This is a genomic window from uncultured Bradyrhizobium sp., assembly GCF_947648125.1.
In the GTDB taxonomy this organism is placed as follows: Bacteria; Pseudomonadota; Alphaproteobacteria; order Rhizobiales; family Xanthobacteraceae; genus Bradyrhizobium.
This window is the reverse complement of the sequence record NZ_CANSMR010000005.1, coordinates 319,555-340,774: the sequence shown is the minus strand read 5'-3', so window position 1 is coordinate 340,774 and position 21,220 is coordinate 319,555. Positions and strand designations below refer to the sequence as shown.

The window sequence follows — 21,220 nt, the reverse complement described above, 5'->3', positions numbered from 1 at the left end:
GGTGGTCTGCCCGTGGGGCACCCCCTTCCCCAACCCTTCCCCACAAGGGGGAAGGGAGCACACCGCCCGAGCGGCCAACATCAGGGCATCCTGATGCGCGTTGTTGGCGGACGATTGAAGGGCCGCAATCTCGCTTCGCCGTCGGGCCGGGACATCCGTCCGACCGCGGACCGCCTGCGCGAGTCCGTGTTCAACATCCTGATCCACGCCTACGACAATCCGATCGAGGACGCCCGCGTGCTCGATCTGTTTGCCGGCACCGGCGCGCTCGGGATCGAGGCGTCCTCGCGCGGCGCCAAGTTCACCCTGTTCGTCGACAATGGCGCCGAGGCGCGGGCGCTGCTGCGCAACAATGTCGAGTCGCTCGGCCTTGGCGGGACGACCAAGGTCTATCGCCGCGATGCCACCGATCTCGGACCTGCGCATCCGGTGGAGCCGTTCTCGCTGGTGTTTCTCGATCCGCCCTATGGCAAGGGCCTCGCCGACAAGGCGCTCGCCTCGCTGCGCGACGGCGGCTGGCTGACGCCGAGCGCGCTGCTCGTTGTGGAGGAGGCGAAGGCCGCGGCGTTCGCTGCGCCCGAAGGGTTCGAGGAGCTCGAGCGGCGTGCGTATGACGACACGGAGTTCGTGTTCCTGAAGATTTCGAATTCGTAGGATGGGTAGAGCGCAGCGAAATCCATCGACTTTGGTCCGCGCGGCACCATGATGGGTTTCGCTGCGCTCTACCCATCCTACGCGATGCTGCTTCATCACCGTTTGCGGAGCGCGAACCATGGTCGACACTCTTGCCGGGCTGGCCGGTCAGCTGGAGACGCGGGTCAAGGCCTTGCGCGGCGCGGGCGACGATGCGGCATTGCTTGCGGGCGCACGCGACGCCGCCGACCAGATCGAGCGCCATCGCGGCGCGCTGGATGGTGACGCGCGTGAAGCGCTCATGATGGCTCAGCGGTGGACGTTCAACGCGGCGGCCGATTGCTGGCCGGGCTGGAGCGTTTCCGACAAGCCGGTCAGTCCGGACAATCTGCTCGCCGCGCGCGAGCTTGCAGAACGCTCGCTCGGGCTGGTGCGGACCCTGGAGCTCGGACCGCTGCGCGAGGCAACGGGCGTCTGGCTGGTGGGGGCTTTTGATCTGGCGCTCGGTCGATACTATGAGGCGATCAGCATCTTTCACGAGGCGCGCGAGCATTATGTTGCCGCGAATGCGCCGGGTCTTGTGCTGCTGACGGAGGGCTATGCCGCGATTGCGCGGCGGGTCAGCAAGCACGTAGCCGATGGCGATGATCTCGATCAGGTGTGCAAGCGGATCGCAGCAGGCGGGTTCGAGGACGGCGACGAATGGATCGCGCAACTTCGCACCGCGCTGGAGGTCTTCACGCGCAAGAATTCGTAGGATGGGTAGAGCGAAGCGAAACCCATCATGTCTCCGCGCGGATGAAAGTCGATGGGTTTCGCTGCGCTCTACCCATCCTACGGGATATTCACCGCCGCCCGAACAGCTTCTCGATATCGCTCAGCTTCAATTCGACATAGGTCGGCCGGCCGTGGTTGCACTGGCCGGAATTCGGCGTGTCTTCCATCTCGCGGAGCAGCGCGTTCATCTCTTCCGGCTTGAGGCGGCGGCCGGCGCGGACGGAGCCGTGGCAGGCCATGGTGGCGGCGACATGCATCAGCCGGCGCTCCAGCGGCAGCGCTTCGTCCCACTCGGCCATGTGCTCGGCGAGGTCGCGGAGCAGCCCGGCCGCATTGGCCTTGCCGAGCAGCGAGGGCGTCTCGCGCACGGCGACCGCGCCGGGGCCGAAGGATTCGATCGCGAGCCCGAACGAGGCCAGCTCCTCGGCACGGTCGAGCAGCTTCTCGACGGTCGCCTCGTCGAGCTCGACGATCTCCGGGATCAAGAGGATCTGCCGCTGCACGCCGTTCTTCGCCAGCGAGGCCTTCAGCCTCTCATAGACGATGCGCTCGTGCGCCGCGTGCTGGTCCACCACGATCAGGCCGTCGCGGGTCTGCGAGACGATGTAGGTCTCGTGGATCTGGGTGCGCGCGGCGCCGAGCGGCCGGTCGAGCAGATCGGGTGCCGGTGCCGCCTCGAAGCGCACATCGGCAGTCGGGGTGCCGACGTCGAAGGCGGCCTGTCCGGGCTCGGCGAAAGCGGGCGCCGCCGCGCCCTCGAACGCGCGCATCGGATTGACCGGATAGGACGGCGAAGCACGCCAGTCCCAATTGCCCGGGCGCGGCGGGGTGAAGGCGGGGCGGAACGCCGAGAGCGCGGCGCCGTCGGCGGTGTTGGCCGCAGTGCGCTTGCCTTCGCGCGCCAGGCCATCCTTCAAGGCGTGCACGATCAGCGCGCGCACCAGGCCGGCGTTGCGGAAGCGCACCTCGGTCTTGGCCGGATGCACATTGGCGTCGACCTCCTGCGGATCGCAGGTGACGAACAGCGCCACGACGGGATGGCGGTCGCGCGGCAGATAGTCGGAATAGGCGGCGCGCACGGCGCCGAGGATCAGCTTGTCGCGCACCGGGCGGCCGTTGACGAACAGATATTGCCCGAGCGCATTGGCGCGGGTCAGCGACGGCGCGGCGGCAAAGCCCTCGACCACGACGCCCTCGCGCTCGGCGCGCACCTCGATCGCGCTGGCGCGGAAGTCCGCGCCCAGGATATCGCCGAGCCGCGTCAGCCGGCCGGCCGCGCCGGGCAGCGCGGCGGCCCAGGTGACCGGCGCACGCTCTTCGCCGGCCAAAGTGAAGGCGATGTCGGGCCGCGCCATGCCGAGGCGCCGCACCACCTCGCGGATCGCTTCCGCTTCGGTGCGGTCGGTCTTGAGGAATTTCAGCCGCGCCGGCGTTGCGTAGAAGAGGTCGTTGACCTCGACGCGGGTGCCCTGGCCGAGCGCGGCCGGCATGACCTCCGACTTCTCGCCGCCCTCGACCGACAGCGACCAGGCATGCGGCTCGCTGGCATGACGCGTGGTGATGCCGAGCTTCGCGACCGCGCCGATCGACGGCAGCGCCTCGCCGCGGAACCCGAGCGTGCGGATGCGCAAGAGGTCTTCGTCATCGAGCTTGGAGGTGGCGTGGCGGTCGACCGCAAGCGCAAGGTCGGTGCGCGTCATGCCGCCGCCGTCGTCGGTGATGCCGATCCGGCGCCGCCCACCCCCATCGGTGAAAACGTCGATCCGGCTGGCGCCGGCGTCGATCGCGTTCTCGACCAGTTCCTTGACCACGCTCGCAGGGCGTTCGACCACCTCGCCGGCGGCGATGCGGTTGACGAGCTGTTCGGGAAGCTGGCGGACGGGCATGGCTTGCGTGATCGGACAGGGATTCGAGGTTCGCCGGCATTCTAGTCGGCTCGCCTGCCAAATGCATGGGCCGGCCCGCGAATGGCCGCCTTTAGCTGGGGATGGAGCCGGCCCATCGCCTTGAAGACGCTCACCTTCGCGTGTGGGTCAGCTACGCCCTACGTGGCGATTGTGACGCCGCACGCCCGGGTATATCGTTTAGAAAAATTATAATCTGATCGGGAGGATAGCCATGTGCCACCTTTTCGCGCACCAGCCGCAACGCGACTATGAATCGCAGACCAGATCGCTGCGGATCGACGGCCATTGCACCTCGATCCGGCTGGAGATGTCGTTCTGGGACACGCTGGAGGAGATCGCGGCCAAGGAAGGCATGACCTTGGCCAAGTTCCTCACCACCCTGCACAACGAGGTGCTCGATCATCACGGCGAGGTGAACAATTTCGCGTCGCTGCTGCGCTGTTCCTGCCTGATCTACCGCGCCAAGGCGAACGCGCCGGCGGTCATGCCGGACTATCGGGGCACGGCGGCGATCATGGATGCTGCGGAATAGGGTTCTTCCACCTCTCCCGCTTGCGGGGGAGGTCGCTGCGCGTAGCGCAGCGGGTGGGGGCTCCCTCCACGACGCGACTCGCGGAGAGAGCCCCCACCCCAGCCCTCCCCCGCAAGCGGGAGAGGGAGGGCAGTCTCCCTGGAGTTGCTATTCAATCCGATCACATCAATCTTTTAGATCTCCTTGCGCTGCATCGCGCCGGCGATGTGGTCGGCCTGCCGGATCGCCAGTGACACGATCGTCAGCGTCGGGTTGCACGCGGCCCCGCTGGTGAACTGGCTGCCGTCGGAGACGAACAGGTTCTTGATGTCGTGGGTCTGGCCGAACTTGTTGACCACGCCGTCGCGCGGCTTCTCGCTCATCCGGTTGGTGCCCATGTTGTGGGTCGAGGGATAGGGCGGCGTCGGGTAGGTCACGGTGGCGCCGACTGCTTCATAGACCGCGGAGCCCTGCTTGTAGGCGTGATCGCGCATCGCGACGTCGTTCGGATGATCGTCGAAATGCACGCTGGCGACCGGCAAGCCGAACTTGTCCTTGATCTTCGGGTCCAGCGTGACGCGGTTGGTCTCCTGCGGCATGTCCTCTCCGACCAGCCACATGCCGGCCATCCGCGGATAGCCTTCCATGGCGCTGGTGAAGCTGCGGCCCCAGGCGCCGGGATTGAGGAACGCCGCCATGAAGGGCAGGCCGAGCGACAGCGTCTCCATCTCGTAGCCGCCGACGAAGCCGCGGCTCGGGTTGTTCTTGGCTTCGTCTCGGATAATGCCGGCCATCGTGGTGCCGCGATACATGTGCACCGATTTCTCGAAGGTCGCATACACACTGCCGGTCATGTGCCGCATATAGTTGCGGCCGACCTGGCCCGATGAATTGGCGAGTCCGTCCGGGAACATGCTGGAGGCGCTGTTGAGCAAGAGCCGCGGGCTCTCGATCGAGTTGCCGGCGACCGCGACGACGCGGGCCTTCTGGCGCTGCATGGCGCCGGTCGCATCGGCATAGACCACGCCGGTGACCTTGCCGGATTGGTCGTGCTCGATCTTGATCACCATGCTGCCGGGGCGCACTTCGAGATTGCCGGTGGCTTCGCCCTTCGGGATCTCGGTGTAGAGCGTCGACCATTTGGCGCCCGACTTGCAGCCCTGGAAGCAGAAGCCGATCTGCTGGCAGGAGCCGCGACCGTCGCGCGGTTCGCTGTTGATCGCCATCCGCCCGGTGTGCACCTCCTTGTAGCCGAGCTTTTTCGCGCCGGCTTCCATCACCTTGAAATTGTTGTTGCCGGGCAGCCCGGGGATGCCGTTGGTGCGGGTGACGCCCATCTTCTCCTCGGCCTTGGCGTACCACGGCTCCATCTCGGCGAGCGTGATCGGCCAGTCCAGCAGGTTGGCGCCGGGGATGCCGCCATAGGCGGACTTGATCTTGAACTCATGCTCGTCGAAGCGCAGCGAGGCGCCGGCCCAGTGCGTGGTCGAGCCGCCGACCGCCTTCACGATCCAGGCCGGCAGGCCCGGAAAATCCTGGTGGACGCGCCAGCTGCCCGACGTCGAGCGCGCGTCGGACCAGGCGAGCTGCGTGAAGCTGTCCCATTCATCGTTGATGAAGTCCTGGTTCTCGATGCGCGGACCGGCTTCCAGGATCACGACCTTGACGCCCTTCTGCGCCAGTTCATTGCCGAGCGTTCCGCCGCCGGCACCGGAGCCGACGATCACGACAACGCCGCTGTCATTCAGATCGAATTTTGCCATTGTTTCCTCCTGGGCGTTGTCCGTTCAAACCTTCGGCAGCCAGTCGATATCGGCGAAGCCGCGCTTGATGTAGCCGCCATGCTCGGCGGAGGAGCCCTCGTAGCCGAACCGCGGCCAGACCTCCTTGTTGTTGTAGAGCGACACGATGAGGTCGCCGCGGATCTTCTGGAAGAAGGCGCTTGTCTCGATCTGTTGCAGCAGCGCGACGCGATCGTTCTCCCAAGCGATCTGGGCATACGGCATCTTATGGCGGTCATTGGCCGCCTGATCGAGCCGGGTTACGCCCTCATTGATCAGCGATTTGACCGCCGGATCCTTGGCGGCCTTGTCATCCCACGGCTTCACCGCTGATATGTAGTAGCTGTCGCCGAGGAAGTCGTGCGGATAGATGTCGCGCGCCATCTTCAGCAGCGTCTTCATCGTGGCCGGCGTCAGCGTGCCCGCCTCATCGGCCCACGCATCGGTGATGCCAAGCCCCGTAGACGTCGCGATCGCGACTGCGGGTGCGGTGACGGCCGCGCCTTTGAGAAAGACACGCCGGTCATATTTGCTGCGTCGATCGATTTCTCTCATGGGTTTCCTCCGTAGTTTATTTTCTAATTGGACTAACCGAAGCGCCCGCCGCGCTGGATCACCTCGATCTTGTAGCCGTCGGGATCGGAGACGAAGAAGAAGCGCGCCAGCGTCCTGCCATCATGCTTGAAGTCGCGCAGTGGGCCGGGCGACAGCTTCTCCTTCTCGAAACGCGCATGCTCGGCATCGACATCATCGACGACGACGGCGAGATGGCCGTAGCCGTCGCCGAGCGCGTAGGGCTCCTTGCGGTCGTAATTGACCGTGAGCTCGACCTCGAACGGCGAGGAGGGATGGCGCAGATAGATCAGCGCGAAATCGGGAAATCTCAGATTGTCCGCGATCTCGAGCCCGAACGCGCGCTTGTAGAAGTCGAGTGCTTTTGCCTCGTCGAACACGCGGATCATCGAATGCACGGGTTTCGCCATTCAGTTCAGCTCCTTCAGATAGGCGATGATCATCGCGCGGGTTTCCGGTTTGGCCTGCCGATAGGCCATCACGGCACCGGGGATCACCTCTTGTGGATTGGTCAGCCAGGCATCGAGCCTGGCGTCGTCCCAGATGAAATCCGCCTTTGCGAAGCCCGCGGAATATTTGAAGCCGTCGGCCTTGCCGGCATGGCGGCCGACGATCTTGTAGAGCGACGGTCCTTGCCGGACGGGATCTGAAATGTTTGACGTGTGGCAGGTCGCGCATTGCTGCTTGAACAGCGTCGCCCCGTCGGGCGGCTTGGCGGCAGGCAAGGGCATTTGCGCAGCCGTCATTTGCACTGCAAACATCGCGCTGCAAAATGCCAGCGCCAACGTCCACCTTGCGCGCAGCTTTGTCATATACATCACCGCCTCTGTGCGCTGACTGTAGGAGGCTGAAATCGGCCGTTGGTAGTAGCGGGCTGTTTCACAGCAGAACAAAGCTGGGCGGCGATCTGGCGCGGAACCGATGGTTGCCGCATATGCGGACGACAAATCCGCAAAATGACCGCGAAATCCCTGCACGATCACCACATGGCGCCGCTTGCATTGCGCGTGCGCCGTTTGCGGAAAATTCAGTCTCGCGCGATGGGGTTCAGGGTCGGCGTTGCAAACGGCGCACACCTGCGCCGCTCCGTCCATCGTCAATCAAAGTCCTGGAGAAATGGATGACGTTTGCAAAGACCAGCGTGCTCGCCCTTGCCATCTCGGCCGCGATGGCCGGCCCCGTCCTGGCACAGGGGGCGGCTACGCCGGATACCCAGCTTCGCGGCGGTGCACAGGGCCGAGGTACCCTGCAGCAGGGCGGCGGCATGTCTGGCAGCGGCGATGAGGAAATGGCGGCGCAACCGACTTCGCCGACGCAAAAGAGCGGTACCAGCGCCAAGTCGGGCAGCAAGGGAACGGTCGGCAGCGGACACGCGACACCGAAGTCGGGCGGCGGTTCCGAGATGGCGCCTGCAACCAAGAAGTACTGATCCGCGATGATCGGATCCCGGATGCAGCGCCGTGCGTGCGCTGCGTCCGGTGCTCCCTAGAGCCTTTTTCTTCGTTCCGATTGAATCGGAACGGGGCTCCAGATTCTAGTTTTGACGCGTTTTCTTCACGCGAACCGCTCTAATCGTCGAAACGTTGACTGCCGCGGCCGGCCTTGATGTCGCTGCGGCGCTTCTTGCCTTCGAGCCGGCGTTGCTTGGAGCCGAGCGTCGGCCTGGTCGGGCGCCGCGGTGTCGGCCGCACCATTGCCTCCTTCAGCATCTCGAACAACCGCTCGATCGCGTCTGCGCGATTGCGTTCCTGGGTGCGGAAGCGGAACGCCTGGATCACGATCACGCCGTCCTTGGTCATGCGGCTGCCGGCAAGCCGCGCCAGCCGCTGCGCGGCGTCCGGCGGCAGCGCGATCTTGTTCGTGTCGAAGCGGAGCTGGGCTGCGGTCGAGACCTTGTTGACATTCTGCCCGCCCGGACCGGAGGCGCGGACAAAAACGATCTCAATGTCGTTCTCGTCGATCGTAAGGTCGCGGGACAGCCGCAGCATGACATCACCCGGTGGAGGGAAGAATCGGCGGCCGCAGGATAGCGGGTTTGTGCTGGGCGTGCTTGGGCGGCGTTGATGCAGCGTTCGTTACGTCAGCGGTCCGTGTGCGCGGCGACCCCTCTCCCCACCCTCCCCCACAAGGGGGGAGGGAGCCTGACTAGCCTGCTTACCTCACATCGCGTCACAGCCGACACTTCCGCGGTCGGGCAAGTAAGGGGCGCACAAGCGGGTGGGCTCCCTCCCCCCTTGTGGGGGAGGGTTGGGGAGAGGGGTGGCCACAACGGTGGTGTGTAGAAGGAGGAGCGGCGCGCCGAAACGCGTCAGTTCGCCTTCGGCGGCGCCGATACCGACTGCGCTGCGGCTTGCGGGGCGCGGCCGACGATCACGGTGAGCAGGCCGTTGCCCCATAGCCGCTTGGAGACCCGCTTGACGTCGTCGAGCGTCACCGCATCGACGATAGCGCTGCGCTTCTCGATGTAGTCGATCGGCAGCTTGTCGAGCTGGTATTGCAGCATCGCCTGCGCGAGCTTGGAGGAGGTGTCGAGCGCCAGCATCTGCGAGCCCTTCAGATAGGACTTCGCCTCGTCGAGCTCCTGCTGCGTCGGACCTTGCTCGGCGATACGGCGGATCTCCGCCTCGATCGCATCGACGGTCTCGCCGGCGCGGTCGGCACGGGTGCCGGTATTGCCGATGAAAAGCGCGGAGTGATCCATCCAGAGCAGCGCCTCATAGATCGAATAGGCCAGCCCGCGCTTCTCGCGCACTTCCTTGTAGAGCCGCGACGACAGCCCGCCGCCGCCGAGGATGTGGTTCACCACATAGGCGGCCATGAAGTCCGGGTCGTGCCTGTTGATGCCGGGGCCGCCGAAGGTGACGACGGTCTGCGGCACGTCGAGCGGAACGAAGGCGCGCTGCGGCGGCTTGGTCGCCACGACGTCGGGAATCGCCGTCAATTCGGCCTTGGCCGGCAGGCCGCCAAAGGTCTTGTCCAGGAGCTTGCCGAGCGTATCGGGATCGACATCGCCGACCACGGCGATCCGCAACGTGTCCTTGGCGATGATGCGGCGGACATAGTCCTTCAGATCGGAGATCTCGATCGTCGGCACGCTCTCGAGCGTGCCGGTCGCCGGCCTGGCATAGGGATGATCGCCGAAGGCGAGCTCGAGGAACTTGCGGCCGGACAGCGAGGACGGATTGGTCGATTCGCGGCGCAGGTTGGAGATCACCTGGGCGCGGATGCGTTCGACGTCCTTCGGCTCGAACCGCGGCGAGGTCAGCGCCATCCGCAACAGGTCGTAGGCTTCGTCCTTGTTGTCCTTGAGCATGCGCAGCGAGCCGCGGAACTGATCGCGGTTGGACTGGAAGCTGAGCTCGATGGCGCGGCGCTCGAGCCGCTCATGATAGGATTTCGAATCGAGATCGCCGGAGCCCTCGTCGAGCAGGTCGGCGACCAGATTGCCGACGCCGGGCTTGCCGGGCGGATCCTGGCCGGCGCCGCCGCCGAAGGAATATTCCATCGCGATCAACGGCACGGTGGCGTCCTGCACGAACCACGCCTCGATGCCGCCGGGCGACACCAGCCGCTGGATCTTGGCCGCAGCCTGCGAGGGCACTGACGTCAGCGTCAGCATCGCGGCGCAGGCGCCGCCGATCAACGCCGCGCGGCGGGTGATGGAATAGGTCACGAGCGCTTCTCCTCGCGTTTCGGCGCAGTATCCTTGATCAGATAGCCGGTCACCGACCGCTTCTTGTCGAGCCAGGTGGCAGCAGCAGCGCGCACCTGCTCGGCGGTGACGGCGCGAATGCGATCCGGCCAGCTCCTGATGTCGTCGATGCTGAGCCCGGTGGTCAGCGCGCCGCCATACCAGCGTGCCAGGGTCGCCTGGTTGTCCTGGGCGTAGATCGCCTCCGCGATCAGCTGGGTCTTGACCCGTTCGAGATCCTCGGCGCGGGCGGGGTTCTGCGCGAGGTCGGCGATCACCTTGTCGATGGCGTCCTCGATCTGCGCGAACTCGACGCCAGCCTTGGGCGTTACCGCGATCGAGAATTGCGACGGATCGAGTGCGGTGCCCTGATAGCCGGCGCCGGCCGAGATCGCGAGGCCCTTGTCGATCACCAGCGAGCGATAGAGGTAGGAGTTGGCGCCGCCGCCCATCAATTGCGCGAGCACATCGAGCGCCTGGCTCTCGCCCGCCGCCGCCGTGGTCGCGGACGGCACCAGATAGTAGCGGCGCAGGTTCGGCTGTTCGACGCGGGGATCCGACAGCGTCACGGTGCGCGGCGCGGCAGGTGTCGGCTCCTGCGGCCGGACACGCTTCTCGGGGATCGCGCGCTGCGCCGGGATCGGGCCGAAATTCTTCTCGACCAGCGGGCGGATGTCCTTGACGTCGACGTCGCCGGCGATGACCAGGATCGCGTTGTTCGGCGCGTAGAAGCGGCGATAGAAGGCGAGCGCATCCCCACGGTCGAGCTTCTCGATCTCCTGGTGCCAGCCGATCACCGGCCGGCCGTAGGGATGGTTGAGATAGAGCGCGGCCATGATCTGCTCGGTGAGCCGGGCATCCGGGTTGTTGGCAACCCGCATGTTGAACTCCTCGAGCACGACGTCGCGCTCGGGCAGCACATTCTCGTCCTTCAGGATCAGGCCGGTCATGCGATCGGCCTCGAACTCCATCATGGTGGGCAGCTGCTCGCGCGGCACGCGCTGGAAGTAGCCGGTATAGTCGTTGGAGGTGAAGGCGTTCTCGTTGCCGCCGACGCGCAACACGGTCTGCGAGAACTCGCCGGCCGGGTGCTTGGCGGTGCCCTTGAACATCAGGTGTTCGAGGAAATGCGCGAGGCCCGATTTGCCGGGCGTCTCGTCGGCGGAGCCGACCTTGTACCAGATCATCTGCGTCACGACCGGCGTGCGGTGATCGGGGATCACCACGACCTGCAGGCCGTTGTCGAGCGTGAAGCTCGCAGGGCGTTCCGAGGTGACGGTGGTCTGGGCGTGGAGGCCGGTGCCCGACAGCGGGATGGTTGAAATAAAGGCGGCAGCGAACAGGGCAATCGATCGGCGTGAGGGCATCATGGTCCTTATGGAAGCCTGAACAGATGGCCGGGCATGAAAGACGCCATCGTACACGGTGCAGTCCGCGCCAGTCGTCACGAAGCGGAGAGACGGATGTCCCTCCGCATTAAGCTTTGCTCATGTCAGCCTTCGCCCGTTGAGGCCAAGCGGTCACTGCACCGGTTTTCCGGTCATGATGTCATACTGGCCTTCTTTGGCCATCGGCGCCATCGGTCCGGTGCCGTAGGCAAAGCCCGAGGACGGGGTCTGGTAACCCGGAGGCGGCTCGGTCAGGGATTCGCGGGTCGGCTCACCCTTGAACGGCTTGGACTCGCTGCTGTTTCCCTTGAACATGCCGAGCAGACCGCCGGTGTAACCGAGCTGGCTCGGCATCAGCGACGGATTGGTGCTGACGCCAGGCTCAAGTGGCTCTTTCCTGCCGTCGGTGGCGGTCTGCTGCTTCCGCCCGGCCTCGATCTCGGCCTGCGTCAGAGGCACAGCCTCCTGCCACGGCTCCTTCTTGACTTCCTTCTTGCGCGCCGCGATCGCAGCCTTGCGCGCCGCGATATCGGGGTCCTTCGGCCAGTTCGGCGCGTTGACCTGGGCGGCCGAGGCAGGCGGCGGCAGGTCGAGCTTCGGCGGCACCACCAGCGGCGAGCGCTCGCGATAGTCGATGCCCTTGCTGGCGGCGCTCTTGGCGCCGAGCCCGGTCATCAGATTGTCGATGATCCGCTCTTCGAAGGTCAGGCCGTCATCGCCGTCATCTTCATCGTCGCCGGCACGCACCGGGCCGGCCGTCATCACCAGGCCGATCCCGGCCGCAACGAACGCCAGACGCAGGCCGCGCAGCAGCGGCAGCCGGGACGTCTCGATCAGATAACCGCGGACTTTGGTGTTGCGCATCGCGCTATTCCCATCTCAAAATTCGCCAAAGCGATCACTGGCTTAGCGCTCAGTTCCGCTAGGTGCAGGTCGGCCGCCGACCGGTTCGTATCGGCCGGGATCAGGGCGCTTTTACGGCGGGGGTCCCCATGACGGAATCATACAATAGGGCCGCCACGCCAGCAACGATCGCCACATCGGCGAGGTTGAATACGTACCAATTGAAGGTTTTTCCCCCGATCTCGACATGAAACAGGGCAAAATCGACCACCGCGCCATAGGCGAAGCGGTCGATCCCATTCCCGATCGCACCGCCGATGATCAGCCCGAGCGACACCGTCGCGAGCCAGGTCCGCGACCGCGCCATCCAGATCGCCAGCGCGATCACGGCGGCGGCCTTGATCACCATCAGCAGAATCTGCGCCGCCGGGGTCTCGCTCTGAAACCAGCCGAAGCTGATGCCGGGATTCCAGGCCAGCACCAGGTCGAAGAACGGCGTCACCTCGACGGCGCCGCGGTGGGCAATGCCGAAGACGAAGAGCAGCCAGAGCTTGGAGGTCTGGTCGGCGATCAGGGTGATGACCGCCGCCAGCACACCGGCGCGAACCGGCGAGCTCAAGCCGTGACCCCCAGCGCCTTCCATTCGCGCAGCGCTTGCGCGTCGCGCGGCGAGACGTCGGGATATTCAGGATCCTCGCCGATATCAGGCAGGATCTTCCACGAGCGCGCGCATTTGGTGCCGACCGCCTTCTCGACCACCACGGCGACGCCGGGCACGGCATCGAGACGGAAGGCTGTGGCCGGCGCCTCGCCCTCGCGCACCTCGTAGTTCGAGGTGATGCAGACCTCGGCGAGATCGATGTCGAACAACGTGGCCAGCATCTGTCGGTCGGCGATATAGATCACCGGCGAGGCCTCGAGCGACGAGCCGATCCGCTTGGCGGCGCGCTCGAGCTCGAGCGCACCGGTGACGACGCGGCGGACGTTGCGGATCGTCTCCCACTTCGCGGCGAGGGCATCGTCGCGGAACTGTTCGAGACCTTCGGGGAACAGCGTGAGATGCACCGAGGGTTCGGCGTTCGGCCGGTACATCCGCCAGGCTTCGTCGGTGGTGAAGCTCAGGATCGGCGCCAGCCATTTCAGGATCGCGTCGCAGAGCAGGTCGATCGTGGTCAGCGCCGCCTTGCGCGCCACCGAGGACGGCGGGTCGCAATACAGCGTGTCCTTGCGGATGTCGAAGTAGAACGCCGACAGCTCGGAGTTCATGAAGGCCGCGAGAGTTGCGACCACGGTCTTGTAGTCGAACGCGGCATAGGCCTTGCGGATCGTTTCGGTGTGGCCGGCCAGTTCGTGCAGCATCAGCCGCTCGAGCTCGGGCATCTCGGCGAGGGCGACCTTCTCGCTCGGCTTGAAATGATGCAGCGTGCCGAGCATCCAGCGGATCGAGTTGCGCAGCTTGCGATAGGTCTCGATGGTGTTCTTCAGGATCTCCGGCCCGATGCGCTGGTCGTCGGCGTAATCGGTGGCGCAGACCCACAGGCGCAGGATATCGGCGCCGGAATCCTTGATCACCTTCTGCGGCTCGACCGTGTTGCCGAGCGACTTCGACATCTTGCGGCCGTTCTCGTCGAGCGTGAAGCCGTGGGTGAGCACGATGTCGTACGGCGCACGCCCGCGCGTGCCGGCGCTTTCCAGCAGCGACGAGTGGAACCAGCCGCGGTGCTGGTCGCTGCCTTCGAGATACATCACGGTGTCATTGCCGCCGTCGATCTTGCGGACGATGTTGCCGAGCTGCGGGAAGTTCTGGCGGTCTTCCAGCACGAAGGCGTGCGTGGAGCCGGAATCGAACCAGACGTCGCAGATGTCGTCGACCTTCTTCCAGTTCTCCGACGCGCGGCTGCCGAGGAAGCGCTCGCGGGCGCCGTCCATGTACCAGGCGTCGGCGCCTTCCTCCATGAACGCTTCGGTGATGCGCTGGTTGACGACCTCGTCCTGCAGGATCTCGGCCGAGCCGTCGCTGTTCTCGCGCACGAACACGGCGATCGGCACGCCCCAGGCGCGCTGGCGCGAGATCACCCAGTCCGGGCGATTGGCGATCATGCCGTTGATGCGGTTCTCGCCGGCCGGCGGCACCCATTGCGTGACCGAGATCGCTTGCAGCGCGCGGGCCCGCAGCGTGTCGCCCTTCTTCGCATGGCCGTTCTCAGCGATGTCCTTGTCCATCGCGATGAACCATTGCGGCGTGTTGCGGAAGATCACCGGCTTCTTGGAGCGCCAGGAATGCGGGTACTGGTGCTTGAGGCGGCCGCGCGCGAGCAGCTTGCCGGCCTCGATCAGCGCCTTGATCACGGCCTCGTTGGCGTCGCCCTTCTCGCCTTTGTCGTTGAGCACGCGCTTGCCCGTGAAGCCGGGCGCGTGATCGGTGAAGGCGCCGTTTTCATCTACCGTGTAGGGAATCGAAGTCTTGATGCCACGCGCATCGAGCTCGCGGGTGTTGGCCGTCCAGACATCGAAGTCCTCGCGGCCGTGGCTCGGCGCGGTGTGCACGAAGCCGGTTCCGGTGTCGTCGGTGACATGCTCGCCGGCGAGCAGCGGCACGGTGAATTCGTAGCCGCCACCGAAACCGCGCAGCGGATGGGCGCATTCCACGGCGTCCAGCGTGTCGCCGGGAATATCGCGGACCTTCTCATAGGACGTGACGCGCGCCTGCTTGAACACTTCCGCGGCGAGCGCATCGGCGAGGATCAGGAGATCGCCGGTCTTCGCCCAATTGTCCGCCGGCGCTTCGGTCACCTTGTAAAGGCCGTAGGCGATCTTCGGCGAGAACGAGATCGCGCGGTTGCCGGGCAGCGTCCACGGCGTGGTGGTCCAGATCACGACCGAGGCACTGGCCAGCGCGCCATGTGCCGGCGAGGTAACCGGGAATTTCACCCACACCATGTCGGAGGTGTAGTCCTCATATTCGACCTCGGCTTCGGCCAGCGCGGTCTTCTCGACCACGCTCCACATCACCGGCTTGGAGCCGCGATACAGCGTGCCGTTGGCGGCGAACTTCATCAGCTCGCGGGCGATCTGCGCCTCGGCGGGATAGCTCATCGTCTGATAGGGATGATCCCAGTCGCCGATGATGCCGAGCCGCTTGAACTCCTCGCGCTGCACGTTGATCCAGTGCGTCGCATAGGCGCGGCATTCCCTGCGGAACGCGACCATCGCTGCGGAGTCGCGGAAATCGGGCTTCTGCTTGCCCTTGGAGCGGTAGTTCTCCTCCTCGATCTTCCATTCGATCGGCAGGCCGTGGCAATCCCAGCCCGGCACGTAGTTGGAGTCGAAGCCGAGCATCTGCTGGCTCTTGGTCACGACGTCCTTGAGGATCTTGTTCAGCGCGTGCCCGATATGGATGTTGCCGTTGGCGTAGGGCGGGCCGTCATGCAGCACGAATTTGGCGCGGCCCTCGGCTTCCCGGCGCAGCCTGTCGTAGAGGCCGATGTCGTTCCAGTATTTCAGGATTTCCGGCTCGCGCTGGGGCAGGCCGGCGCGCATCGGGAATTCCGTCTGCGGCAGGTAAAGGGTCTTGGAATAGTCCCTAGCGTCAGTCTTTTGGGCGTCGGTCTTTTGCGGCTTGTCGGACATAAAAGCTCTGATTTGGCAGGTGCGGGCGCGGAAACGCGATCAATCGCGGGTGAAACGACGAAGTCCCGGTCTTGCGCCGAGCCTTCAAGCTCAGGCGGAAGCCGGGCCGCTAATCCGTATGATGCGCCGCGAAAACATGGGGTTTCCATAGCAGCCAAGCGGGGAAATCGCAAAGCCCCCGCCGCCGGCAAATCCGCCCCGCCGGGTGCTGTCCTAGTTAGGGCAGCGATTTCGGATAATTAGGACACCTGTCGTCCACAACCTCCTAGACATCAGGATGGAACCTGCCTCAACCTAGGGTTGGATAGATTCTTGGCAGGGTATTATGGCTGTCGATCCAGCTACCGTAAGTTATTTGCTGTCATCTATTGCAAGCACCGCCAAAATTATCGAGTTCGGAATGGGGCTTCTAAGTCGTCATTCTGAACAGGAGGTCGACAGCGTTGCGCTGGCGGCCAGCACATCTGCATTGCAGAAATTTAGCCCTTCTTCCCCGTTGTTGTCGCGATGGGCAATGGCAGTTTGACACAGCCAATTGTCGAAGCGCTCATCGAGAAGATCAAACAAATCCAAGCGCGAGCGATCAGCGTCATAAAGAGCGCGATGGACGATTATGACTGCGAGAAGCGGATGAGAGACGTTCGCCGAAGTCCAGCCAGGTTCGTTACGCTGTAGGTCTTTACGATCACGCCATGATGGGCGCGGCCATTGAAGGCGTCGCGGATCGCCATCTTGTAGGGATGAAGGCCGTCCGTGCTGATCTCGGGCGAGGCGCCCTCAATGCTTCGTGCCGTTTTTGCGATAGACGAGAGAGACGCAAAACAATCGCTCGGTTGCAGAGCGCACCTCAATCGCCATATCGGGACGGTCATCTACAAAAACCGAGTCTTTCACCATCCCGGCGAGGGTCTGCATCGCCTCGATTTCGGCGGACTTTTGGTTGGGCAAATCCAACCCTTCTTCATCCGCGAAGAACTCTCGGCCGCTTTGGATGTCGAAGAAATAGAAGGCCATTTGAGCGCTCCCATCCATGAAGGCGGGAGCGCATAGAAACTCTCAGCCACCGACGCCTGAAATTCCTTGTTGCCGGTGATTTTTGATAACGGGGCCGTGAGGTGATGGTTGCTATGTGGGCGGCTTTAATCCTGGTGACATCAGCCAATCCGTCAGATGAGCGGCGGTTTCGTCCTGCCGCGCCTTCCTCAGCAAGGCCTCTTTCTTGGCGCATGGAGCAAGCGCCTCGGCTTCCTCACGCAGGCTCTTAGCCTCTTCAGTAAGGCGTTCCTCTAGTGACTGGGTTTGTTTGAAACGACGCCGCTTCCTCATGGCGCTGCTCCTGTGGAACGTTGGGCGGGGAGCGCGGTGACGGCGATCTCATCACCGATATGCCGATGGTCGTCCGGTGATGATCCATTAGCTTCTGGACAGGCGAGCCGTTCCAGGAGATGGAACCCAAAAAGCCCTCAGATTTCAAACTGAGGCATTACCCAGGATTTGTTGGGTGAAACGTCGCGATCTTGCGCGCGCTCTCCCACAGCTCCACTACTTGGCCGATAGCGAGCTTCCTTGCCTCGTCCTTCGCGGCCTCGTCATCGTCGCAAAGTAGGTCAACGCGCTCGATGAAGTGGCCATCTTCCCCAAGGATGTAAGCCTTGTAGTTCCTCATGATCCAGAGCGCTCCTGAACGCCTGGATTTCCCGGAGATCAAGGGCGAACTTAGAACCGCTCTAGGCATCTGGTCTACGGAATTCGGCGAGCCACCGGCACCCGGCTTGAGGAACTACGTTCACCCACGGAGAACTCCGGTAACACTTCTCCTCTGGGGATGAAGAACACTTGGCGGACCATAAGGATTGCTCAAGCCAGAACATCCGATGGCCGACTCAGTAGTCCTACCGAGAACGGCGGCCAAGCCTTGGTTTCCGCTCGGTTAATCGGAATTAGGACAGTCCAAAAATCAACTTAGGACACGGGGGCTTAAATACGGCCCCCCCGGGTGGCTAAAATGGGATCAAGTTAGCTTGAAGCAGTTTGGCCTCGGGTTCGACACACCTCTCCCCTGCGGGGTCGAGACGAGCGAAGCTCGCTCTTAGGTCGATTTGCGTAGCAAGTCGGGTGAGGGGCCGCAGCTCTAACGAAGGACCGTAACCCCTCACCCGGCGCTCCGCGCGGACCTCTCCCAAGGGAGAGGTGAACCTCAGACGTCCCTCCAGTTCAACCTAATCTCATCCCGCTCTAGGCAGCCCGCGGCCGGGCCGGATTCCCCGCCACGATCGCGCCGGGGGCGACGTCCCGCGTCACTACGCTGCCGGCCCCGACCAGGGCGCCGTCGCCGATCGTGATGCCGGGCAGGATGATGGCACCGCCGCCAATCCAGACGTCGCTGCCGATCCGGATCGGGCGGCCGAATTCAAGCCCGGCGCGGCGGGTCGCGGCGTCGCGCGGGTGGTCGGCGGTATAGATCTGCACGGCGGGTCCGATCTGGGTGCGATCGCCGATCACGACCTCGACGACGTCGAGGATGACGCAATTGAAGTTGAGGAACACGCCGTCGCCGAGGCTGATATTGGTGCCGTAGTCGCAGAAGAACGGCGGGCGGATCACGGCGTCCTTGCCGACCTTGCGGAAGCGCGCGGAGAGCAGGGCGTGCAGCTCGGCTGCGGACGATGCGCCTGACGCGTTGTAGCGCGTCATCCAATGTTCCGCCGCGGTATGGTCGGCGGCGAGCTCGGCATCCGGGCGATACAGCTCGCCCGCCAGCATTTTCTCTTTCTCTGTCTTCAACCAATCACTCCGAGCTGCGGGAACGCGTCCGGCGCTGCGGCCAATGCCGCGCGCGCCCTGGCGCTGTCGTCATCCATCTGGCGTATCAACGCTTCGACGGTGTCGAATTTCAGCTCTTCGCGAATGAAACTGATGAAGGCGACATCGAGCACCGTGTCGTAGAGATCGCCCTTGAAGTCGAACAGGAACACTTCGAGCAGCGGCGCGCCGTTGTCGAAGGTCGGCCGGCGTCCGAAGCTTGCGACACCGTCGAGCCGCACTTTGTCATTTCCCTGGGCCTTGCCGACCCGCACTGCATAGATGCCGTGCTTCAAGCCGCAATGCTTGTCGAGGCGGATGTTGGCGGTGGGGTAACCGAGGTCGCGGCCGCGCTTCTCGCCATGGATCACCTTGCCGGTCGCAAACCACGGTCCGCCCAGCATCCTGGTGGCGTCGTCGACCTGGCCTTCGGCGAGCGCCATGCGGATCGCGCTGGAGGAGACCGGGCGTTCCTCGATGTCGACATGGGCCTGCACATCGACCTCGATGCCGAGCCGCGGCGCTTCGGCAACGAGCAGGCTCGGCGAGCCGACCCGGCCCTTGCCGAAATGGAAGTCGTAGCCGACCGCAATCCCGCTGATGCCGAGCCGGCCGATCAGGTCGTGATGAATGAAGTCCTGTGCCGTGGTCCCGGCGCGCGCCTTGTCGAAGGTCATGACGACGGCGCCGGTGAGCCCGGTGGACGCGAGCAGCCGCAGCTTGTTGGTCTCGTCCGTGAGACGGAATTGCGGGGTGTTGGGGCTGAAGAAACTGCGCGGATGCGGTTCGAAGGTCACGGCGAGCGCAGGCACGCCGCGCGCTCTGCCCATCGCGAGCGCCGCGCCGATCACGGCGCGGTGACCGAGATGGACGCCGTCGAAATTTCCCATCGCGACCACGGCGCCCTTTGGGATAGCGCTTTCGGGGGTGTTGTCGCGGATAACGGTAAAGCCGGTGCTCATGTCAGGGATTCTTCAAGGATTCTTAAGCATGATTGTTGCGCGCCGGACCGTGACGCGGCGGCGGCGTGGAAGTCAAGGCTAACGAAAATCGCGTCAAATCCGTAACAATCCGGATTCAGCCGGTTAACGCGCTGTTTAACGCCTGCTGTTAGTCGTTGGCGGAAAGCTGCGTTTGTGCAGAAGCCAAGTTGCGTTAGTGGTTTTGGGGGAAAAGATGGCGGTTGATTTGTCCATGCCGGTTCTGGTGGTTGATGATTACAGCACCATGATCCGCATCATCCGGAATCTTCTCAAGCAGCTTGGATTCGAGAATATCGACGATGCCTCCGACGGCTCTGCGGCGCTCAACAAGATGCGCGGCAAGAAGTACGGCCTGGTGATTTCCGACTGGAATATGGAGCCGATGACCGGCTACGACCTGCTCAAGGAAGTCCGTGCCGATCCCAATCTCGCGACCACGCCCTTCATCATGATCACGGCGGAATCCAAGACCGAGAACGTGATCGCGGCCAAGAAGGCCGGCGTGAACAACTACATCGTCAAGCCGTTCAATGCGGCGACGCTGAAGACCAAGATCGAGGCGGTCTTCCCGGACATGGCGACCGCGTAAGACGCTCGTCCGTCGCACCAACTGAAATTCACGTCATGCCCGGGCTCGTCCCGGGCATTTGCGTTTGATGGCTTCTCTGCACCCCGCCTGCTTGCGGGACGACGGGGGAAGGCGTCTGCACGATTTCGGAATATTAGAAAATATCTCTGAGTTGCCCGACGTGTCAAGTTGGCTGGCCGAACGTCGGCCGCCGCCGGCTACTTTGCATGGGGTTGTTTTCGATATTTTGGCAGCGCGCCTCTGCGGGGTTGCCCGCTACCACTTCAGCTCGCGCATCAGCGCGCGTGGTGGATGGCCGAACAACTCCTTCACCGAAGCGGGGTCGAGCTGCTCGATGCCCTCGAACTGCTCGGAATGGATGCCGCGGGTGACGAACAGGAGGTCGATGCCGAAGCCATGGGCGCCGGTGAGGTCGGTCCGCACGGAATCGCCGATCGCAAGCACGCGGCTAAGTTCGGTCGGACGCCCGCGGCGCTCGGCCGCCAGCGCCATGGCGCGCTCGTAGATCGGCCGGTGCGGCTTGCCGTAGAAGACCGCATCGCCGCCGAGCTCGCGATAGAGTTCGGCAACCGCGCCGGCACAATAGATCAGCCGGTCGCCGCGCTCGACCACGATGTCCGGATTGGCGCAGACCAGCGTGAGCTTGCGTTCGAGCGCCTTCAGCAGCGTGTCGCGATAATCCTCGGCGGATTCGGTCTCGTCGTCGAACAGCCCGGTGCAGATGATGTAGTCGGCCTGCTCGAGCGGTACCAATGTGGCGTCGAGGCCGCGATGGATCGAGCTATCGCGCTCCGGGCCGATCCAGAAGATTTTCTGGCCGGGATGATCGGCCACGAAGTGGCGCGTCAGGTCGCCCGAGGAGACGATCGCGTCATAGGTCTCGTCGGCGACGCCGAGCTTGCGCAGCTGGCGCTGCACGGAATCGGCCGGACGCGGCGCGTTGGTGATCAGGATGACGGTGCCGCCCTGCTGGCGGAACGTGTGCAGCGCCTCGCAGGCCTCCGGAAAGGATTCCAGCCCGTTGTGCACGACGCCCCAGATGTCCGACAGCACGACGTCGACGTCGCCAGTGAGGTCGCGCAGCCGCTCCACGAAACGCAACGATGTCATGA

The 21,220-nt window shown here is 64.2% G+C and carries 23 protein-coding genes; 5 read left to right on the top strand and 18 right to left on the bottom strand.

What is annotated here, in order from left to right:
* Positions 1 to 93: 93 nt before the first annotated feature.
* Both rsmD and Q0030_RS13140 read left to right on the top strand, forming a co-directional pair.
* Positions 94 to 654 (top strand): 16S rRNA (guanine(966)-N(2))-methyltransferase RsmD, encoded by a 561-nt coding sequence (gene rsmD / locus Q0030_RS13145; RefSeq protein WP_298367304.1) that lies wholly within the window; start codon positions 94 to 96, stop codon positions 652 to 654.
* A gap of 118 nt (positions 655 to 772) precedes the next feature.
* On the top strand, positions 773 to 1,390 hold the full coding sequence (locus Q0030_RS13140; protein WP_298367301.1) for a hypothetical protein: 618 nt from the start codon (positions 773 to 775) through the stop codon (positions 1,388 to 1,390).
* 88 nt (positions 1,391 to 1,478) lie between these two features.
* Here the strand turns inward: Q0030_RS13140 and mutL are convergent, their stop codons facing one another.
* On the bottom strand, positions 1,479 to 3,296 hold the full coding sequence (gene mutL, locus Q0030_RS13135) for a DNA mismatch repair endonuclease MutL (RefSeq protein WP_298367299.1): 1,818 nt from the start codon (positions 3,294 to 3,296) through the stop codon (positions 1,479 to 1,481).
* Positions 3,297 to 3,528: 232 nt separating this feature from the next.
* Here mutL and Q0030_RS13130 point away from each other — a divergent pair, with 232 nt between their 5' ends.
* Positions 3,529 to 3,849 (top strand): ribbon-helix-helix domain-containing protein, encoded by a 321-nt coding sequence (locus Q0030_RS13130; RefSeq protein ID WP_298367297.1) that lies wholly within the window; start codon positions 3,529 to 3,531, stop codon positions 3,847 to 3,849.
* A 173-nt stretch (positions 3,850 to 4,022) separates the two neighbouring features.
* Here the strand turns inward: Q0030_RS13130 and Q0030_RS13125 are convergent, their stop codons facing one another.
* From Q0030_RS13125 to Q0030_RS13110, 4 genes are read right to left on the bottom strand one after another with little or no spacing between them, the layout of a single operon-like run.
* Positions 4,023 to 5,591, bottom strand: a complete 1,569-nt coding sequence (locus tag Q0030_RS13125; protein WP_298367295.1) for a GMC family oxidoreductase — start codon at positions 5,589 to 5,591, stop codon at positions 4,023 to 4,025.
* 24 nt (positions 5,592 to 5,615) lie between these two features.
* Positions 5,616 to 6,164: a gluconate 2-dehydrogenase subunit 3 family protein gene (locus Q0030_RS13120; protein WP_298367292.1), complete on the bottom strand. Its 549-nt coding sequence runs from the start codon at positions 6,162 to 6,164 to the stop codon at positions 5,616 to 5,618.
* Positions 6,165 to 6,196: 32 nt separating this feature from the next.
* The gene (locus Q0030_RS13115) at positions 6,197 to 6,592 is read right to left on the bottom strand and encodes a VOC family protein (protein ID WP_298367289.1); all 396 of its coding nucleotides are present in this window, start codon (positions 6,590 to 6,592) and stop codon (positions 6,197 to 6,199) included.
* Positions 6,593 to 6,913 (bottom strand): c-type cytochrome, encoded by a 321-nt coding sequence (locus Q0030_RS13110; protein WP_298367345.1) that lies wholly within the window; start codon positions 6,911 to 6,913, stop codon positions 6,593 to 6,595. It abuts the gene before it with no gap.
* 389 nt (positions 6,914 to 7,302) lie between these two features.
* Between Q0030_RS13110 and Q0030_RS13105 the strand changes: the two genes are divergently transcribed.
* The gene (locus tag Q0030_RS13105; protein WP_298367287.1) at positions 7,303 to 7,611 is read left to right on the top strand and encodes a hypothetical protein; all 309 of its coding nucleotides are present in this window, start codon (positions 7,303 to 7,305) and stop codon (positions 7,609 to 7,611) included.
* A 139-nt stretch (positions 7,612 to 7,750) separates the two neighbouring features.
* Here the strand turns inward: Q0030_RS13105 and arfB are convergent, their stop codons facing one another.
* The 12 genes from arfB to Q0030_RS13045 all read right to left on the bottom strand — a co-directional run bounded on the left by arfB (position 7,751) and on the right by Q0030_RS13045 (position 19,498).
* Complete coding sequence (gene arfB / locus Q0030_RS13100; RefSeq protein WP_097671606.1) at positions 7,751 to 8,170, bottom strand: alternative ribosome rescue aminoacyl-tRNA hydrolase ArfB; 420 nt, start codon at positions 8,168 to 8,170, stop codon at positions 7,751 to 7,753.
* A gap of 320 nt (positions 8,171 to 8,490) precedes the next feature.
* A complete protein-coding gene (locus Q0030_RS13095) occupies positions 8,491 to 9,801 on the bottom strand; it encodes a pitrilysin family protein (protein WP_298367343.1) in 1,311 nt (436 codons plus the stop codon).
* Between the two features lie 50 nt (positions 9,802 to 9,851).
* Positions 9,852 to 11,243 (bottom strand): pitrilysin family protein, encoded by a 1,392-nt coding sequence (locus tag Q0030_RS13090; protein WP_298367283.1) that lies wholly within the window; start codon positions 11,241 to 11,243, stop codon positions 9,852 to 9,854.
* 150 nt (positions 11,244 to 11,393) lie between these two features.
* A complete protein-coding gene (locus Q0030_RS13085; protein WP_298367280.1) occupies positions 11,394 to 12,125 on the bottom strand; it encodes a hypothetical protein in 732 nt (243 codons plus the stop codon).
* A 100-nt stretch (positions 12,126 to 12,225) separates the two neighbouring features.
* Positions 12,226 to 12,747 carry a signal peptidase II gene (gene lspA, locus Q0030_RS13080; RefSeq protein ID WP_298367278.1) on the bottom strand — a complete coding sequence of 174 codons (522 nt, stop codon included), beginning with the start codon at positions 12,745 to 12,747 and terminating at the stop codon, positions 12,226 to 12,228.
* Entirely contained in the window at positions 12,720 to 15,734 is a 3,015-nt protein-coding gene (gene ileS, locus Q0030_RS13075; protein ID WP_298367276.1) for an isoleucine--tRNA ligase, read from the bottom strand. The genes lspA and ileS overlap by 28 nt, the downstream gene beginning before the upstream one ends.
* A 417-nt stretch (positions 15,735 to 16,151) precedes the next feature.
* Positions 16,152 to 16,307 (bottom strand): hypothetical protein, encoded by a 156-nt coding sequence (locus Q0030_RS13070; RefSeq protein ID WP_298367274.1) that lies wholly within the window; start codon positions 16,305 to 16,307, stop codon positions 16,152 to 16,154.
* 204 nt (positions 16,308 to 16,511) lie between these two features.
* Positions 16,512 to 16,748 (bottom strand): hypothetical protein, encoded by a 237-nt coding sequence (locus Q0030_RS13065; RefSeq protein WP_298367272.1) that lies wholly within the window; start codon positions 16,746 to 16,748, stop codon positions 16,512 to 16,514.
* 111 nt (positions 16,749 to 16,859) lie between these two features.
* Positions 16,860 to 17,060, bottom strand: a complete 201-nt coding sequence (locus Q0030_RS13060) for a hypothetical protein (RefSeq protein ID WP_298367270.1) — start codon at positions 17,058 to 17,060, stop codon at positions 16,860 to 16,862.
* 157 nt (positions 17,061 to 17,217) lie between these two features.
* Positions 17,218 to 17,400, bottom strand: a complete 183-nt coding sequence (locus Q0030_RS13055; RefSeq protein ID WP_298367267.1) for a hypothetical protein — start codon at positions 17,398 to 17,400, stop codon at positions 17,218 to 17,220.
* Between the two features lie 569 nt (positions 17,401 to 17,969).
* Positions 17,970 to 18,497: a sugar O-acetyltransferase gene (locus Q0030_RS13050; RefSeq protein WP_298367341.1), complete on the bottom strand. Its 528-nt coding sequence runs from the start codon at positions 18,495 to 18,497 to the stop codon at positions 17,970 to 17,972.
* Positions 18,498 to 18,514: 17 nt separating this feature from the next.
* Complete coding sequence (locus tag Q0030_RS13045; RefSeq protein WP_298367264.1) at positions 18,515 to 19,498, bottom strand: bifunctional riboflavin kinase/FAD synthetase; 984 nt, start codon at positions 19,496 to 19,498, stop codon at positions 18,515 to 18,517.
* Positions 19,499 to 19,712: 214 nt separating this feature from the next.
* Between Q0030_RS13045 and Q0030_RS13040 the strand changes: the two genes are divergently transcribed.
* Positions 19,713 to 20,108, top strand: coding sequence for a response regulator (locus Q0030_RS13040; protein ID WP_016844467.1), 396 nt, complete (start codon positions 19,713 to 19,715; stop codon positions 20,106 to 20,108).
* Between the two features lie 255 nt (positions 20,109 to 20,363).
* On the opposite strand, the gene Q0030_RS13035 is transcribed toward Q0030_RS13040, so the two are convergent.
* Complete coding sequence (locus tag Q0030_RS13035) at positions 20,364 to 21,218, bottom strand: TIGR01459 family HAD-type hydrolase (RefSeq protein WP_298367261.1); 855 nt, start codon at positions 21,216 to 21,218, stop codon at positions 20,364 to 20,366.
* Positions 21,219 to 21,220 lie beyond the last annotated feature (2 nt).